This is a genomic window from Exiguobacterium sp. s193, assembly GCF_018618755.1.
GTDB lineage: Bacteria > Bacillota > Bacilli > Exiguobacteriales > Exiguobacteriaceae > Exiguobacterium_A.
Genome location: NZ_JACSMR010000012.1, coordinates 1 through 15,803, shown reverse-complemented (window position 1 = coordinate 15,803; position 15,803 = coordinate 1). Strand labels below are relative to the sequence as shown.

The following is a 15,803-nucleotide window of genomic DNA, read 5'->3' as shown; positions in this document are numbered from 1 at the left end:
CTGGTTTGATTCACTGCAGGCTGACGATATAAAAAGAGGCACCCCGTAGTGGGGATACCTTTAAAATAACGAACTCGCTTTTAACGCAAATCTTTTACCACGTCAGCTCATTTAAGAAGCCCAGGACATCTTCGTTGATCTCGTTCATGTCCTGACCTAATGTCATCAAATGTTTTGATTGGGCAAACCCTTTGACTGATTTTTGGTCTGACGCCACGCGGTTAAAAATCTCATTGGCACTTTCTTTGTACAGGGACGCGTCTAATTCTCCGTACAGAATGCAAATCGGCGAATCGATTTGTGCCAAGTTGTCACGTGTTTGGTTAACGAACTGTTCGAATTCAGTCAATGAATCAACAGGGAGATGACGGAGCGCTTCGATTTCTGACCTGATTTGTTTCTCTTCCTTGCCTTCGATTTGTTTATAACGATTGGCATAATAAAACAGCCGTTTTTGCAGGGAATCGGTTTCCTTATGCATCGGCACAGACAGCGTCACAATCCCATTGACCTGCAGATCCTGTCCCATCTTTAACGCAAGGACACCACCGAACGAAATCCCGACGACGGCGATTTTTTCAAATCCCTTGTCTTGCAACAGTCGATAAGCGTCGCGAACATCCTGCCACCAGTCGGCTGGCCCATAGGTCAGGAGCTTTTCTGCCGGCAAACTATGTCCACTGAGTATGGGAGCGTAACAGGAATAGTGATTGTCTTGCAAGTAACGTCCGAGCGGTTTCATATCGTTCGGACTGCTCGTGAATGAGTGTAAGAGGAGAACGGCGCGTTCACCTCCTTCATAATAGACGGGTTTGAGCGGTGATAGTTTGATGACCATAAGGTGCCTCACTTTCTGGGTGTCGATTTGATGTTACGGTAATCCGATTATGATTGTACAGTACCGGCGAGTGGCGTCTAACAATAGAAAAACCCAAACGGTTCACTTTTTCAAGTGTAATCCATTTGGGCACTGCGCGGTTTTCATTATAACGAGAATTTGTTCGTTTGATCTTCCAGGTGACGGGAAGTTGTGTTGAGGGTCGCGACAAGCGTATGCAAGCCTGTAATTGTCGCGATCATTTGTTCAGAGGCGGCTGCGACTTCTTCATTGCTTGCCGTATGACTCTCCGCAACCGTCGCGATTTCGTGCAAGGCACTGCGGATGGTTTGTTCCGATTGCGTGACTTGCGTCATCTGATCAGTCATTTGTGTCATCGACGAGGAGACGCTTGTGACATGTTCCGCCAGGTGGCGGAACGAAGCATCCGTTTCTTTAATATCCGTTTGTCCGGACACCGTTTCCTGAAGCGTCAAAGCAAAACTGCTTTCCATTTGCTGCGTGTTTTCCTGAACGCTTTGGACGATTGTCGCAATTTCATTGACGCTGCTTGCGACATGATTCGACAGTTTTTTGACTTCCGACGCGACGACGGCGAACCCTTTACCCTGTTCACCGGCCCGTGCCGCTTCAATCGCGGCGTTCAGGGCAAGCAGATTCGTCTGCGCCGCAATGTCACGGATGATGGTGACAAGCGCCTGAACTTCCGTCGATTGTTGTTTCAGTTGCTGGATTTGCGCCGTTGACGCATGCACTTGATGATGGATCGTCTCCATCCGTCCGACCGACCGTTCCATTTGCGACCGTCCGGCGTGCGTGACGTCACGCATCTCGGATACAGTCGCCTGGACTTGTTTTGCTTCGAATGAAGTGGCGCCGATCAATTTCGAGAAGGCATCCATTTCATCCGTCAATGATAAGGTGACGTGGGTTTGACTTTCGGTCCCGGTCGCGATTTCCGACATCGTCTGTGCGATTTGAGTTGATCCGTCGAGGACTTCCGTTGTACTGTCGTCAATCAATTGACTCGTTTCGTGGACAAGAAGCGACGTCTGTGAGATGTCGGTGATCATCGTCCGTAACATATCGTTCATCTGTTTAATCGAGTAGGCGAGCGAATAAATCTCATCCCGCGATTTGATTTCGAGCTGCGTCAATTGTGTATCCGCCTGTTGGAGCTGCCCGGCCGCGATGTTTTCCGAGACGGCTTGGAGCGTCTCGAGCGGTTTCAGCTTCCGTCCGAGAATGTAGTACAAGGCAGCTAGGATAATTGCAAGCAAGACGAGTAACAGACCGATGAACAGCGGTAAGTTTTGTTTCAGTAAAGCGGTCGTCAGCGCATCAACATCTTTTGCTGCGATGTCGACACCTAATATGCCGATGATTGTTTTTGAGGCATCTTTCAGCGGTACATAGACGCTGATATATTGTCCGTATTTCGGATCATCAATCACGTCCGTCGTATGGGTCTCGCCGTTCAGGACGTTTTTCATGTCCTTTGCGACGGCACCGGTCGCCGGATCGTTGATGGCTGCCGCTTCTGCTTTCGGCAGACCGTCAATCAACAAGTTGACTTTGTTTTGGTTAATCGTTGCCGTATAGGCATAAAGTAAGCCGTTTTGCTGCCGTAACGTATCAAGTGATTCGCGAAGCGTTTCATAATTCTCGGAAGCGGTCGGATTGTTTAAAAATTCAGCATAGGCCGCCGTATCAAATGTTTTAGCGATCCGGAGAGCATCTTGCTCCGCTGTCTTTTTGAGCGTCGAAACCGCCGTTTGGTTCGTATTGTAATAAAGGGCGGCACTGCTAAAGAGGAAAAAGAAGATGAGGATGGAGCTGACGATCAGTAACAAACGTGTGCGAATGGAATGGGTTCTTGCTTCAGTCATAGATGGACCTCCTGGTGGATTTCTAGTTGGTGATATATATACTATCGGTCTGAAAATTATTTTTTCGAAGTTTTAAAATAAAAGTTCGAAAAAATTTCTACGATAGCCCAGTCCAGCAACCTTGGGAAGCATGATTGATCAGGTTTGATGAATCAAAAACAAAGGAAATATAGTGGAGAACGAGATGCTAGACGATAAGGGAGTTGAGACGGATGATCAACGCATTATTTTTGAATTGTTCATTAAAATCGTCAAATCAATTATCGAATACGGAAGCCTTAATCAACGAAGTAATCGCTTATTACGAAAACTTTGAGATTGAGTCGGAAATCGTCCGTGTCGTTGATTACAACGTCGCTTACGGGGTGACAGCTGACGAGGGAGACGGGGACGAGTGGCCAGCAATTTTTGAAAAAGTCAAACAGGCCGATATCGTCGTCATCGGCACGCCACTCTGGCTCGGTGAGAAAAGCAGTATCGCAACGCAAGTCATTGAACGGTTGTATGGCGGGAGCGGCTTAACGAACGAGAAGGGGCAATACATCTATTACAACAAAGTCGGGGGAGTCATCGTCACGGGGAACGAAGACGGGGCGAAACACGCATCGGCGTCCGTACTTTACGGGTTGTCGCACATCGGCTTTACGATTCCGCCGAACGTCGATACGTACTGGGTCGGTGAAGCGGGACCCGGTCCGTCCTTCATCGAGGCGGACGGGAAAAACAATGCATTTACGCAAGGGCATGCGAAAGTCATGGCCTACAACTTGATGCATTTCGCGAATATGTTGCAAGCCCACCCCATCCCGGCGGAAGGCAACGTCGTTGAATAATCCACTTTCGTATTGGAAAAACTAAACGAATTAAAGGAGCGGTTGATTATGATTGAAAAAGTGACGGCAGTCTCAAAAGGCATGTACACGGAAGGTCAGGCAGGAAGTCATACGATTCGGATTGATGAACCGGAAAGCATGGGCGGAGGGGACCAAGGCGCAAATCCACTTGCGACATTACTCGTCGCGCTCGTCGGTTGTGAAAACGCGGTCGCGAACTTTGTTGCGAAAGAAATTGAGTTTGATTTACAGGGAATCGATTTTGAAGTCGAAGGCTCAATCGACCCGCGCGGCATGATGGGGGATCCGTCCGTCCGGACTCAATTTAAGCGGGTCACGGTGCATGCGAAGGTCAAGACGTCGGAAACGGAAGAACGGGTCCAGGAATTGCAAAAAATCGTCGATGCCCGTTGTCCGATTTCGACGACACTCGTCGCAGCGGACGTCACCCTTGTGGCAAATTGGACGAAAGCATAAAAGATACCTCCGAAATCTAGACTTGTGCAAGGTCAGATTTCGGAGGTATTCGTATGCCATCTCAAATAAAAGGGGAATACACAATGAATTTAACAGTCTTACCAGAAAAATTATCGGTCGTCCGTTATGCGGTTGGAGCGGTATTACCGGAGTGGGTCTTTCAGGGTGGATCCTTTTGGAACATCATGAAAACTAGTGATGAGCTATCAATCGTCTGTGAGACATCCAGAATTCCGACAGCCGAGACATACGTAAAAATCGAGTCCGGATTTCGGGCAATCAAGGTCGAAGGACCGCTTGATTTTGCTTTGACGGGTATCTTGTCCAAGCTGATTCGCCCCCTCGCCGACCATGAAATCAGTATCTTTGCCTTGTCGACGTATGATACGGACTATGTTCTTGTAAAAGAAGTCACGCTCGAACGAACGGTTGAACTGCTCAAGGCAGACGGTCATCTCATTTTTGAGTAAATTCCCAGCGGTTGTTTTACATGACGACAATCGAACAATGCTTCAACGCCCTTTTCGTAAACGTCGATGGGGGCGTTTTTTTGATTTCGAGTCAATGTTTTAAAAGGCGTGAGCATAAAAATATAATCACATCATAAGACTTGTTATTCTAATAATACTTAATCTGAACTTTTATTCGAAATATATGTTTTAAGGGCTCTTTAAAGGGTTATATAGAGATAACGAACTAGTAAGTTATACCTATTTTGCTAATGAACTTGATTTTTAAGGTCACAATGATTCGACAAATAAACCAAACTGCACCTTTCGATACCCTCAGATCCATATTTTATGAACATCTAGCGCAATCGGTTAAGGTACACCTGAAGGAGACCATCCACTTGACTACACCCCTTTCAAACGAAAAAACACTCTCATCTACCCATGTCCTAGAAGCATTACGAACAAATGTCGCCATGATTCGGTTTGACGTGCAACGACGTGTCGTCGACGTCAACGACCTGTTTGCGAAGACGATGAAATACCGCCGTGAAGAAATGATTGGGATGCACCACCATCTGTTCTGTCCGACGGAATTCGTCAATAGTCCTTCCTATCAGGAACTTTGGAATAAATTACTGAGCGGCTTTAGTGCCGCCGACAAAATCAAACGGATTGATTCGCGGGGGAATGCGATTTGGCTTGAAGCGACCTATATGCCGATTTACGAAAACGATCAAGTCGTCGGCGTCGTAAAAATTGCATCGGATATTACGGAACGGCAAGAGACGATTCAAGAGTACGCAACGTCGTTCGAAGGCATCGCGACGGATCTCGACAATCGTTCGCTCCAAGGTAAACAGGAAAGTGAAGCGCTGAAACTGACGATTGAGAAAATGGCGCACGATGCAAAAATGAACTTGCAGACGTTGGCGAATTTACAGGAACAGTCGTCTGAAATCACAAAGATCGCCGGGACGATTAAAGAAATTGCGGCCCAGACGAACTTATTATCGTTGAACGCTTCAATCGAAGCAGCGCGCGCCGGAGAGCATGGTAGCGGGTTCAATGTCGTCGCGATGGAAGTCAGAAATCTCTCGAAACTCGTCGAACTGGCCGTCGTCAACGTCCGGACGACGACGGATGAAATGAACAAGGAATTGAGCCACATCCAAAAAGGGATTTCCCGTGCGAATGAGGATGCCTCGTCAAGTGTTCATGTCATGGAAGACACGTTAAAACGGTTTGAAACGGTCAGTCATTCTGCTGACGTCTTGAATCAGACCTCACAAAAGTTCACGTCAATCATTTAATGACTGGGGTCGATGCAGAAGAAGGAAACGAAACAATCGTGTATAATAAGAGGAAGTGAACGGTCAGCTGTTTGCGATAAGACGTATGTTTCACAGGAAAGACGAATCGCTTGGCCGAGGAGGAACAGTGTGAAAAAGTCAATCTTAGCAGCCGTTTTACTGACGCTGATCGGTTGTGTCGGATACATCGTCCTCAACCGGGGACCGGACGTCGCTTACGAAAAAATGGTACAAGCGAAAGTAACGACGTATGTAAAAACCCATTATGGAAAAGCACAAATCGTCGAAGTCCGCCCTGCCTATTCTGATACGGACGAAAGTAAGGAACGGCGCCACCAAATCGCCGTCAAACTGAAATCACACAAGCAGGGGCAGTACATGTTGTACCGCTTAAAGAAAAATAAAGTGATTGAACTCGGACTGACAGAGACGTTGCCGATTCCAAAGCAATGAATGACGAAACAGGCATGATGGCCGCGAGCCATCATGCCTGTTTCATGTTTAAATGCGATTAGCCTGCGTCCTTCAACTCTTGATATGGATTGACCCGTGCCGCGATTTGCGCCGGCAAAAGAGAAGCGATCGTCCCGAACAGGATAGGTAAAGAAAGCGAGACACCAATCAGGAGCGGTTCGTCCCACGGAACTAAATCATACAGGACATAAATCGTCAGATAGGAAATGCTGAGACCGACCAGCCCTGCGACGAATCCGATCAGCATCCCTTCAAGCAGAATCAATTGGCGGATCGAACGATTCGTCCAACCGACAGCTTTCAGGATGGCGAGGGACGCGCGGCGGTCGGTGACGTTTTGCCACATGATTTCTCCGGTCGTCAAAATCGCGATCGTGATTGCGACGCCCATCGTCACGTAATGCATCGGACCGACTTGGAGCGCGACGAACTGGCCGAGCCAGGACGTATAGAGGACGCCTTGCAAGTGAAATGTCACGAACAGGAAGAACGTCAACAGCGCTGTCGGTAACGCAATCGACAGAATCGACAACGCATTGCGTTTCCATTTACCGAAGATTTCTTTTAACGCCAGTGTAAAGGTTGAACGCAGACCCAGTTTGATGTGTGAGGATGCGGCGTATTCACCGGTCTTGATCGCTTCGTACGGCGAAATCTTACGAATCGTCCAGGCGGACCAGGCGGCACCGGTCAGGTAGATCAGTAAACTGAACCCGGCAATCAAGACGAGACTCAGTAAGTTCATCGTTTCATTGCGGACATACGAGAAAATACTTTCAACGAGCAGGGCGTCGACTGAGACGAAACCTGCGAGCAGTACTGCTTCAATCATGACGATCCGGTAAAGGTCTTTTGTCCGCCAGCCGAGTGCGAGCAAGACAGCGAACTCTTTCCGACGGGCAAGCATCGAGACGTAGCTCGTCGCGAGGACGTAAACGATTGCGACGGCAAGCATCGCGAAGATGACACCGGAGAACCCGACGCTCGTCTCACGGAAAATCGTCATCGCGGCACCGATGTGGATCCACGGCTGTTCAATCCAGCCGAGTGTCTTCCCGTCATCAACGACTTTCGTCACGACCGGTTGCGGGGAGGAGCCTTTCGTGATCGTCGCGACGAGACCGGTCTCTTGTTCAATTTGTTTTTTCACGTCTTGTAGCAGTTGTTCCGACTGTTCGCTGACGGTCGCTGCTCCTTTGATTTTTAAACGGATGGACGAAATCGACTCATTACCAAGAATTCCCCGAGCACTGTCAAGCGTCGTCAAGATATTTGGTGAATTCGTCATTAAGCCAACCGGATTTCCAGACGTGTCGATCGGTTGCGCCGGATTGACTGGCTTTCCTTCAGCATCAAGGACAAGATCGGCTGACGACGGACGATATGTTTCCATCGGTAATTCGTTGAGTGGATCTTTTGAGACGTTGATTTTATTCGGGTCATATAAACCGACAACCTTGAAGGTTAAATATGGATGTACAATTGGAATCATATCAGGTTCTGAATTAGGGTTTTTTTTACCGGTCGAAACAAGCGAACGATATCCAACTGCGGGGTACGAAGACTTTGAATAATACCAGTTCTTAAGCTTAATCGCAGACGAATGAATTTCGTAGGCATTCGTCCATCGGCCTGGATACGGACTTTTCGTCGTCTCGAATTGTAATGGACCTGATCGATACAGCAACTGGGCACCCTCATTTCCGGCAGGATCTGAAGAAGGAATCATTCCTGTTTTATCAATCAATGTCTGTAAATAGGTTTCCTCAACTTTAGAGGTTGGAATGTCCAACTGCTTGACAACTTTTGCAGGATAGGTCGAGAGGATTGAACGGACAAGGTCACCGTCTGGTTGTTTTTTGATTAAGGTATCGATTAGCTTTTTTTGATCTCGTTCCGTGTCATAAGGGACGTCTAATTTTTCAATTGTATATTCATAATTTCCTTGATTATAGGAATTCGGATTGATGAGCACAGGAATGACGTCCCCGCGATTTTTATCGTTCTCGAAGTGATCGAGGTTTGAAAAATATCGCGATTGGTTTTTTTTGCTGACACTTTGATCGAGCCCGACGAGTCGTGCTTCCTCCGACGGATCGATGGCAACGATAAGAGCGGGGTTACTCGCATTGGCATTACGAAAATCATTAGTTGAACGGGTTGAAAACGATATATTTTCAGGGACTTTGACTTTACTGCCTTGAGCAATGTGAATGGATTCTTGAAACTGCCGTTCTCTGCCAAATCCTGTTTCGATATAGCTAGTTGATGTCAGACGATAAATACCGGAATCTTTCGGAAAAGTAAGTGCATTCTTAAAACTTACGGTTGTATTGGCATATCCGATCACAGCAATCGGTGCGGCAACATCAACTTCCTTCATCTGTTTGATGTCCTCATACTGTTGAAAGGAAATCCCGCCGTTGATGCCGTTCAAATAGTTCGGCTCGAGCAGGTCACTCGCTTCGGTCGCCATCTGGCTACCTTTCGGTCGGACGACGATGTCGTAAGCGGACGACCATTTTTTCTGTAACGTCTGTTCGACCGTACCTTGACTCGAATCGGTCAGGTTGAACATCAAACTGAGTCCGGCACTGATGATCAGGGCACCGACGAGCGTCAAGATGAATTTAAACCGTTGCCGGCGCCAGTGGTTCAAGACAAAACGTAGCATTAGAATCCTCCTTTATGTACTTTCCTCGAATGATGAAGCAAAGACAGATACGATGTAAGATCCGCTTCAAATCGGATGACGTCCCGTTCTTCCGGCAAATCGGTCCGGGAGGCGTACCGTGTGATGAGGTAGGGAGTCAAAGAAGTCGTGAGTTGAATCCGTCGCATCCAATCGGTGAGCGTTTCGTGTGTTTGACGTTGTAATTCTCTCGGCAATTGTTGATTGAAGTCGAGCAGAAGCAACCGGACCGATTCCTCGGGTTGTATGTGAATCAGTGTTTTAATCGGCTGACGGCTAGACGACTTCAACGGTCCGGTCATGTTTTGATTGTGTCCAAATACCGTGGCCATCGGACGGGAGCGACCCCGTCGACCTTTAAGGAAAAAGTTGAGGGACAATCCGGCAAGAACTAGACCGGTCAGCAGCAAGTAGGGAGACTGCGAATGGGCAGTCGCTTTCGTTGTCTCAAGAAACGTAGCTGATTCCGTCGGTGGTGTCTTTTCCCGTGACATCCCTTCGATTTTTTTCGTCTTTTCTGTCGTTCCACCAAGGATTTTCCCTTCGGATGCGTCTGCAATGACCCCTTCAGAACAGTTGTATGTTGAAAATAACAGGTTCGACAAGGAAGCTTTTCCGCAGCCTCGTGTGATGGTCGTTTCCTGTTCGGAAAAGTCTGCTTCCCGGAACGCTTGATACGTCGATTGTGCCGTATAGGACAGCAGAAAAAAGACGAGACTTGAGCCGATCACGAGACGGATGAGTTTGGAACGGAAGGTTTTGATCATGCTCACCTCTCTTCTTTAAATCTGAACGTTCTGTCTGCGCCGGTCTTCGATGATTTGTCCGTCCTGCATGAACAGAATCCGGTCTGCCCGTTCAGCAAGTGCGACGTCATGGGTGACGAACAAAATGCCGCACTGCTCTTCCCGGTGCAAGTCAAGCAACAATTGAAAAATCGTCTCGCCGGTGACGGAATCAAGATTTCCGGTCGGTTCATCGGCAAGAATCCAGCGCGGATGACTGATCAGGGCCCGTGCGATCGCGACCCGTTGTTGTTGACCCCCGGACAGTTGGGCCGGTAATGCGTGTTGTTTTTCAAGTAAGCCGACTTTCTCGAGGATCTGTGCAATCCGTTCTTCTTTATTGAAGTCCGTTTTTTGTTTTAAGAGCGGGACAAGCACGTTTTCTTTGACCGTCAACGCAGGCAGCAGGTGAAACTGTTGAAAGACGAAGCCGATTTCCTGTGCCCGGAAGGCGGAGAGGCGGCGATTTTTCCAACGGCTGATGTCTTGACCGTCGTATTCGATTTGTCCGGATGTCGGACGGTCGAGGGAGCCGATCATACTGAGAAAGGTCGACTTGCCGGAACCCGAAGCACCGACGATTGCCGTCACTTCAGTTGCTGAGAACTGGCACGTGAGGTCTTTTAAGACGAGTAATGGACTCCCGGCCAATTGAAAAGCATGAGAGAGGTTGTTAACGGAAATATCCATTCGAACGCTCCTTTTACAAAATAAGGTAACTCAACTATAAAATTATTTGAAAATTTTGTCTATTATTTTTTGAAGGTAAAGTAAGTTGCATGGGAATTAAATTTAAAAATGATATTAGACTTCTTTTACCAATAAACGATAAAATGGAAGTGGTAAATGATAAATGAAATGAGTGGATGATTTTGCTTCAATCATGGAAAAAACGATTGATTTACGGAACGGCTGGACTAGCAGTAGTTGGATGTGCGAGTGCATTCTATATCGGCTCGCATCCCGAAGAACCAAAAGCCAGTTCTTACCCGGTCATATCAAAAGATGTCACGACGATGACGTTTAAGCCGAACGACGGTCAGGTCATCCTGCTGTCAGGAACCGACATCAATCGTTCTAAAGAAACACAGGATGATCCGCAAGAGCCGGCATTGATGACGACATTATCAAAAACGGGAACAGAATTAAAGACGGAAGCGATTGCTGATCCGGATTTGTATCGGATGGCACTTTCACAAAAGGGAACGGATCCGCGGCATATGTATATCCACCACCCGGACGGTATCGAAGCTGACCACTTTTTTACGTATGACTTCAAACGGGGGACGTTTAAAAAACATCAGGTGCCGAATACAGCGATCACATCCGTTGCCCATTACGGGAAAGATGTCTGGGTCACATCAAACGCCGCAAAGCCGTCGGAAAAGATTCAATTGATCAACGTCCGGACGGACAAACGGTATCCGATTGAAGACCGGTTGATGCCAGTCGTTGATTCACCGATCCTTGAACTGGATCGGACGATTGCTTACGCCAACAACGGAACCGAGGATGATCAAGAAGGGGCGGCCGGAATGGTCCTGCTCGACCAAAAGACTGGAAAATCTCGCATCATTCGAAAAGCGGTTGAACCATATGCCTATACGGCGTTATACGGCGCGAAAGACACAGCGTATTTTGCAACGACCGACGGCATGATGATCAAGCTGAAGACGGACGGCACGATGCAACAAAAGTCATTTTCAGTGTTGGATGATGTCAACTACTGGGCGACGGAACCGATGCGGAAGATTAACAAACAGACCGGTTATCAAATCATCAATACTGATGAAAATGATACTGATCAACGGCTCGTCAAGTGGACGTTCGGACAAGCGTTCCGGGTTGAACAGGTTCAACCGAAGTTTTGGAAGCAAGGGAATCATTACCGTTACCTGTACCGGAATCCGTATAAGAAGACTTCCTACTTCACGGAAACGGACACGTCCTCTTCCGGTAAAGACCGGTTGATCGTCACGGACGACCGGTTAAAAACGTTACGGACGATACCGATTGATGGAGAAAAAGGTGTGGATTTTGTGATTGATTAACAGGAGAAGGAGTGAGGGAAATGGCTTTTGAAGAAGTATACTTGACAGCGATCCAAGCGAGGTTCCGGGCCGTCCGCGAACCGGCGGAGCAGGCACTCGATTGGCTGAACGAGGAACAGTTTCATCAGACACTCGCACCGGACACGAACAATGTCGCGTTACTGATTCAGCACATGACGAACAATATGACGTCACGCTGGACCGATTTTTTAACGACGGACGGCGAAAAACCGGACCGCAACCGGGACGCCGAGTTCGTCGATCAAGGATATGACAAAGAGACGCTACTGAAACTGTGGCATGACGGCTGGCAGCTCGTCGAATCAACACTTGCTTCCTTGACACCGGACGATCTGGAACGGACCGTCCTGATTCGCGGGGAACCGCATCTCGTCGTCGACGCGATCGAACGGCAACTGGCGCACTATGCCTATCACGCCGGCCAGCTGATTTTTTTGATGAAAGTGTTGCTCGGACCAGAGTTTAAACCGTTGACGATTCCCTTACCGCATCAACGGAAGTGAATAAAACAGACCTGCCTCTCTGATTTAGGAGGTAGGTCTGTTTTTGTAAGATATTAACGACTGATTTTTCACGGACCGGATTCTTCAGTGCTGCAACCGGCAAACGTAAACGCCGATAATGAACAGACGAGCATTTGTTTCAACATCCACTTCACGTCCTTCATGTAAGTAAGTTAAGTGTGAAGAGAACGGGTGATAGTTACAATGAAAGTTCATAAAATTTAATGAGAGGATGAAAGTGACATGAAAAAACGTATCATCGTTTTGCTGTCGCTCGGACTATTCGTCTGTTCGGCGACTTGGAACCAGGAACAGGCGGAATCGACCGCTTCAAAAAAAGTTCTGTATGTTGCGACGGCCGGCAAGGATACGAATTCCGGTTCGCTCAAAAAACCGCTTAAAACACTGAAACGGGCGAGTCAGCTTGCGAAAGCCGGGACGACGGTGTATCTCCGTCAAGGAACATACACGGAAGCGTTGACAGTCCGGCATAGTGGAACGAAACAGGCACCGGTCGTCTTCCGGAATTACCAAACAGAAAAAGTCGTCTTAAGTGGTAAGAGGTTGAAGAAGCAGGACGGGGAGACGACGCTCATCCGGATTGAAGACCGGCAGTACGTGACGATCCAAGGATTGGTTGTCGCAGACATCAAAACGACACGAACCAACGAGACACCGATTGGGATTTTTGTCACCGGGGCAGGACGGAACATTCAACTGATCGATAATCAGGTCCGCCGTATCCGGACAAATGCGAAAGACGGCAATGCCCATGGGATTGCGATTTATGGAACCGGTCGCTTGCAGCAAATCACCGTCCGCGGCAACCGTGTCGAAGACAACCGGCTCGGGGCGAGCGAAGCACTTGTCTTAAACGGCAACATCGATGGGTTTTCCGTCACGGATAACATCGTCCGCCGTAACGATAATATCGGGATCGACTTGATCGGCTATGAGGGAGTCGCGACGAATAAATTGGAGGATTTCGTCCGGAATGGCGTCATTTCCGGGAATCAGGTCACGGACAGTTCGAGTTACGGCAATCCGGTCTACGGCAAGGACTACAATGCGGCCGGCATTTATGTTGACGGGGGAAAACAGCTGACCATTGAACACAATACGGTCGAACGTAATGATATCGGGATTGAAGTGACGAGTGAACATGCGAAAAAGTACGCAACCGACATCCTCGTCCGTGCGAATCAAGTGAAGCAGAACCGGTTTACCGGGATTTCAATCGGCGGGTACGATAAAAAGCGCGGTGGTACGAAACGGATCCGGATTACGGACAATCAAGTCACCGGCAATGATACGAAAGGGCTCGAAGGTGGACAGCTCCTCGTCCAACATGATGTCCGTGATAATCGGATTGATCATAATACGTTTACGACAGGACCGGACAACCTGTTTGTCGCAAATTTCTTCAAAACAAGTTCAGGAAATCGGTTTGAAGATAATACTTATCAATTAAAAAAAGGAACAGCAAAACGCTGGATTTGGTTGGATCACGAGTACCGGACACAGGCAACATTTGAGCGAGCGGTTAAGTCGGAAATCCAATAGACCGAGCAGGGATTTTCCGAGGTATAGAGAAAGGTGTAAAGGTGAAATGAAAATTCGGGAAAAGAGGCGAATCCTATGGGACAAACGCAAGTGTTACAAATCGAGACGGTCATCCAACGACCCGTCGCAGAAGTGTGGACGTACTGGACGGAACCGGAGCACATCACAGCATGGAATGCGGCGTCGGATGATTGGCATACGACGGAAGCGACAAATGATGTCCAGGCAGGCGGTCGGTTCTCCAGTCACATGGCAGCAAAAGACGGCAGTATGGGGTTCGATTTTACGGGGGTGTATGACGAAGTCATTCTCTACGAAAAGTTAGCCTATACACTGGACGACGGACGGCACGTGACGGTCTTGTTTAAAGCGAACGGAGACGAAACGAACGTCGTCGAAACATTTGAAGCGGAAACGATGAACCCGCCTGAGATGCAACAAGCGGGCTGGCAGGCGATCCTTGACCGCTTCAAAGAATATGCGGAACAACAATGAAACAGACAAAAGCCCTTCTCTAAGCAGGAGGGCTTTTGTCTGTAAAGAAAAAATCGATTTACTGTTGTACTTGAATTAATTTTTCCCCGCAATTTTGACAAATGGAATTGAGGGTCTTCGTACAATCTGCACAATATGTACAGTTGTGCGAACAGTGGTATGTTTCCTGACCTTCTTCAAATGTCTCCGCACAGCGGGTGCAATTTGTTGCCTGCATGTCGTTCACCTCACGTCTCGTTTGATCTGTCTTAATTATACGAAACGAAATTGTGACCGGACAGATTGTTTTCCTCGTTTTCAAGTAGCTTCGCCTAAGAATCAATGGTAATTTAAAGATATGTCTTCATAATATTAGGAGAGTGAAAAAATGGACGAAATTGATTACGCCATCATCCATGCGTTACAAACGGACGGACGGATGTCCTGGACGGAACTCGGCAAAACGGTTGGTCTTTCAACCCCTGCCGTCAACGAGCGAGTAAAAAAACTTGAGGACCGTGGAGTCATCGAAGGATACCGCGCCGTCATCAATCCCGTCGCGATCGAAAAAACGATCATGGCGATTTTGATGTTCGAGCAGACACGTTGCGCGGGGTTCATCACGTTTTGTAAAGACCATCCGGATGTCGTCGAGTGCCACCGGCTTGCCGGGACGTTTAACTTCATGGTCAAACTGTACACGCCGTCGGTCGAAACACTGGAAGCGTTCATCGATGCCTCGATGGAATACGGAAAACCGTCGACCTGGATCCGTCTGTCGTCGCCGGTCGCCTTTAAGGCGTTTATGGTCGGGGATGGAGTGTTGTTATGAACCGGATTTCTGACCAGATTCTGCGAGTGAGCGTCATTAGATGATAATAGATATTAATTTTTTGTTGTTAAGTAGAATTTAAGTACTCTAAATTTAAAAAGGACTGAGAGAATTCATGATGACACTGGACGGTAATGTACATATTCGGACGATGACCACTAAGGATTTTTATCAAAATTAGGCGAGAATACGCCCACTTCTAAACGATCAAGGTGAAGCCCGGGTGAAAGTGGGCGATGAATCGCCACCCTCTCTTTCGGGTATATCCTTTGTAAGGAGGTGAACATCATGCTGACACACAAGGCCTACAAATTCAGAATCTATCCGACAAAAGAGCAGGAAATCCTGATCGCGAAGACGATCGGTTGTTCGCGCTTCGTCTTCAACCACTTCTTGGCGAAGTGGGATGAGACGTATAAAGCGACAGGGAAAGGACTGTCCTACGGGTCTTGTTCGAAAGAACTCCCGTCGTTGAAGCAAGCGTTCGACTGGCTGAAGGAAGTCGATAGCACGTCTGTTCAAACGAGCGTCAAGCATCTTGCCGATGCCTTTGACCGCTTCTTCAAGAAACAGAACGAACGACCCCGCTTCAAGTCGAAGTGCAACCCT

General features: G+C 47.9%; 17 protein-coding genes. 11 read left to right on the top strand and 6 right to left on the bottom strand.

Annotated features, from left to right (window positions below):
* Positions 1-94: 94 nt before the first annotated feature.
* Positions 95-838 (bottom strand): alpha/beta hydrolase, encoded by a 744-nt coding sequence (locus tag KNQ04_RS13000; RefSeq protein ID WP_251137052.1) that lies wholly within the window; start codon positions 836-838, stop codon positions 95-97.
* A 146-nt stretch (positions 839-984) separates the two neighbouring features.
* The gene (locus tag KNQ04_RS12995) at positions 985-2,727 is read right to left on the bottom strand and encodes a methyl-accepting chemotaxis protein (protein ID WP_214851246.1); all 1,743 of its coding nucleotides are present in this window, start codon (positions 2,725-2,727) and stop codon (positions 985-987) included.
* A 212-nt stretch (positions 2,728-2,939) separates the two neighbouring features.
* On the opposite strand from KNQ04_RS12995, the gene KNQ04_RS12990 reads away from it, so the two are divergent.
* From KNQ04_RS12990 to KNQ04_RS12970, 5 genes are all read left to right on the top strand, one after another.
* Positions 2,940-3,560: a flavodoxin family protein gene (locus KNQ04_RS12990; protein ID WP_251137051.1), complete on the top strand. Its 621-nt coding sequence runs from the start codon at positions 2,940-2,942 to the stop codon at positions 3,558-3,560.
* A 48-nt stretch (positions 3,561-3,608) separates the two neighbouring features.
* Positions 3,609-4,037, top strand: coding sequence for an OsmC family protein (locus KNQ04_RS12985; RefSeq protein ID WP_214851244.1), 429 nt, complete (start codon positions 3,609-3,611; stop codon positions 4,035-4,037).
* An 83-nt stretch (positions 4,038-4,120) separates the two neighbouring features.
* A complete protein-coding gene (locus KNQ04_RS12980) occupies positions 4,121-4,507 on the top strand; it encodes an ACT domain-containing protein (protein WP_214851243.1) in 387 nt (128 codons plus the stop codon).
* A 380-nt stretch (positions 4,508-4,887) separates the two neighbouring features.
* Entirely contained in the window at positions 4,888-5,799 is a 912-nt protein-coding gene (locus KNQ04_RS12975) for a methyl-accepting chemotaxis protein (protein ID WP_251137050.1), read from the top strand.
* A gap of 129 nt (positions 5,800-5,928) precedes the next feature.
* On the top strand, positions 5,929-6,252 hold the full coding sequence (locus tag KNQ04_RS12970) for a hypothetical protein (RefSeq protein WP_214851241.1): 324 nt from the start codon (positions 5,929-5,931) through the stop codon (positions 6,250-6,252).
* A 58-nt stretch (positions 6,253-6,310) separates the two neighbouring features.
* Here KNQ04_RS12970 and KNQ04_RS12965 read toward each other — a convergent pair whose 3' ends face one another.
* From KNQ04_RS12965 to KNQ04_RS12955, 3 genes are read right to left on the bottom strand one after another with little or no spacing between them, the layout of a single operon-like run.
* The gene (locus KNQ04_RS12965) at positions 6,311-8,947 is read right to left on the bottom strand and encodes an ABC transporter permease (protein WP_214851240.1); all 2,637 of its coding nucleotides are present in this window, start codon (positions 8,945-8,947) and stop codon (positions 6,311-6,313) included.
* Positions 8,947-9,732 carry a hypothetical protein gene (locus tag KNQ04_RS12960; RefSeq protein ID WP_214851239.1) on the bottom strand — a complete coding sequence of 262 codons (786 nt, stop codon included), beginning with the start codon at positions 9,730-9,732 and terminating at the stop codon, positions 8,947-8,949. Before KNQ04_RS12960 ends, KNQ04_RS12965 begins: the two co-directional genes overlap by 1 nt.
* A 15-nt stretch (positions 9,733-9,747) precedes the next feature.
* Positions 9,748-10,440: an ABC transporter ATP-binding protein gene (locus tag KNQ04_RS12955; protein ID WP_214851238.1), complete on the bottom strand. Its 693-nt coding sequence runs from the start codon at positions 10,438-10,440 to the stop codon at positions 9,748-9,750.
* 182 nt (positions 10,441-10,622) lie between these two features.
* On the opposite strand from KNQ04_RS12955, the gene KNQ04_RS12950 reads away from it, so the two are divergent.
* The 4 genes from KNQ04_RS12950 (at position 10,623) to KNQ04_RS12935 (ending at position 14,383) form a co-directional block, all read left to right on the top strand.
* A complete protein-coding gene (locus tag KNQ04_RS12950) occupies positions 10,623-11,801 on the top strand; it encodes a hypothetical protein (RefSeq protein ID WP_214851236.1) in 1,179 nt (392 codons plus the stop codon).
* Positions 11,802-11,821: 20 nt separating this feature from the next.
* The gene (locus KNQ04_RS12945) at positions 11,822-12,325 is read left to right on the top strand and encodes a DUF1572 family protein (protein WP_214851234.1); all 504 of its coding nucleotides are present in this window, start codon (positions 11,822-11,824) and stop codon (positions 12,323-12,325) included.
* A 243-nt stretch (positions 12,326-12,568) separates the two neighbouring features.
* Positions 12,569-13,888, top strand: coding sequence for a right-handed parallel beta-helix repeat-containing protein (locus KNQ04_RS12940; protein ID WP_214851232.1), 1,320 nt, complete (start codon positions 12,569-12,571; stop codon positions 13,886-13,888).
* A 75-nt stretch (positions 13,889-13,963) separates the two neighbouring features.
* A complete protein-coding gene (locus KNQ04_RS12935; RefSeq protein WP_214851230.1) occupies positions 13,964-14,383 on the top strand; it encodes an SRPBCC family protein in 420 nt (139 codons plus the stop codon).
* A 58-nt stretch (positions 14,384-14,441) separates the two neighbouring features.
* Here the strand turns inward: KNQ04_RS12935 and KNQ04_RS12930 are convergent, their stop codons facing one another.
* Positions 14,442-14,600, bottom strand: a complete 159-nt coding sequence (locus tag KNQ04_RS12930) for a DUF1272 domain-containing protein (RefSeq protein ID WP_084157592.1) — start codon at positions 14,598-14,600, stop codon at positions 14,442-14,444.
* A gap of 150 nt (positions 14,601-14,750) precedes the next feature.
* Here KNQ04_RS12930 and KNQ04_RS12925 point away from each other — a divergent pair, with 150 nt between their 5' ends.
* Complete coding sequence (locus KNQ04_RS12925; protein ID WP_214851228.1) at positions 14,751-15,194, top strand: Lrp/AsnC family transcriptional regulator; 444 nt, start codon at positions 14,751-14,753, stop codon at positions 15,192-15,194.
* A gap of 288 nt (positions 15,195-15,482) precedes the next feature.
* On the top strand, positions 15,483-15,803 hold a 321-nt coding region (locus KNQ04_RS12920), incomplete at its 3' end, for a helix-turn-helix domain-containing protein (protein WP_214851227.1).

What these genes read in the sequence shown, in the direction of transcription:
- KNQ04_RS13000 (WP_251137052.1), bottom strand. Translation starts at nt 838, where the DNA reads ATGGTCATCAAACTATCACCGCTCAAACCCGTCTATTATGAAGGAGGT.
- KNQ04_RS12995 (WP_214851246.1), bottom strand. Translation starts at nt 2,727, where the DNA reads ATGACTGAAGCAAGAACCCATTCCATTCGCACACGTTTGTTACTGATC.
- KNQ04_RS12990 (WP_251137051.1), top strand. Translation starts at nt 2,940, where the DNA reads ATGATCAACGCATTATTTTTGAATTGTTCATTAAAATCGTCAAATCAA.
- KNQ04_RS12985 (WP_214851244.1), top strand. Translation starts at nt 3,609, where the DNA reads ATGATTGAAAAAGTGACGGCAGTCTCAAAAGGCATGTACACGGAAGGT.
- KNQ04_RS12980 (WP_214851243.1), top strand. Translation starts at nt 4,121, where the DNA reads ATGAATTTAACAGTCTTACCAGAAAAATTATCGGTCGTCCGTTATGCG.
- KNQ04_RS12965 (WP_214851240.1), bottom strand. Translation starts at nt 8,947, where the DNA reads ATGCTACGTTTTGTCTTGAACCACTGGCGCCGGCAACGGTTTAAATTC.
- KNQ04_RS12960 (WP_214851239.1), bottom strand. Translation starts at nt 9,732, where the DNA reads ATGATCAAAACCTTCCGTTCCAAACTCATCCGTCTCGTGATCGGCTCA.
- KNQ04_RS12955 (WP_214851238.1), bottom strand. Translation starts at nt 10,440, where the DNA reads ATGGATATTTCCGTTAACAACCTCTCTCATGCTTTTCAATTGGCCGGG.
- KNQ04_RS12945 (WP_214851234.1), top strand. Translation starts at nt 11,822, where the DNA reads ATGGCTTTTGAAGAAGTATACTTGACAGCGATCCAAGCGAGGTTCCGG.
- KNQ04_RS12940 (WP_214851232.1), top strand. Translation starts at nt 12,569, where the DNA reads ATGAAAAAACGTATCATCGTTTTGCTGTCGCTCGGACTATTCGTCTGT.
- KNQ04_RS12935 (WP_214851230.1), top strand. Translation starts at nt 13,964, where the DNA reads ATGGGACAAACGCAAGTGTTACAAATCGAGACGGTCATCCAACGACCC.
- KNQ04_RS12930 (WP_084157592.1), bottom strand. Translation starts at nt 14,600, where the DNA reads ATGCAGGCAACAAATTGCACCCGCTGTGCGGAGACATTTGAAGAAGGT.
- KNQ04_RS12925 (WP_214851228.1), top strand. Translation starts at nt 14,751, where the DNA reads ATGGACGAAATTGATTACGCCATCATCCATGCGTTACAAACGGACGGA.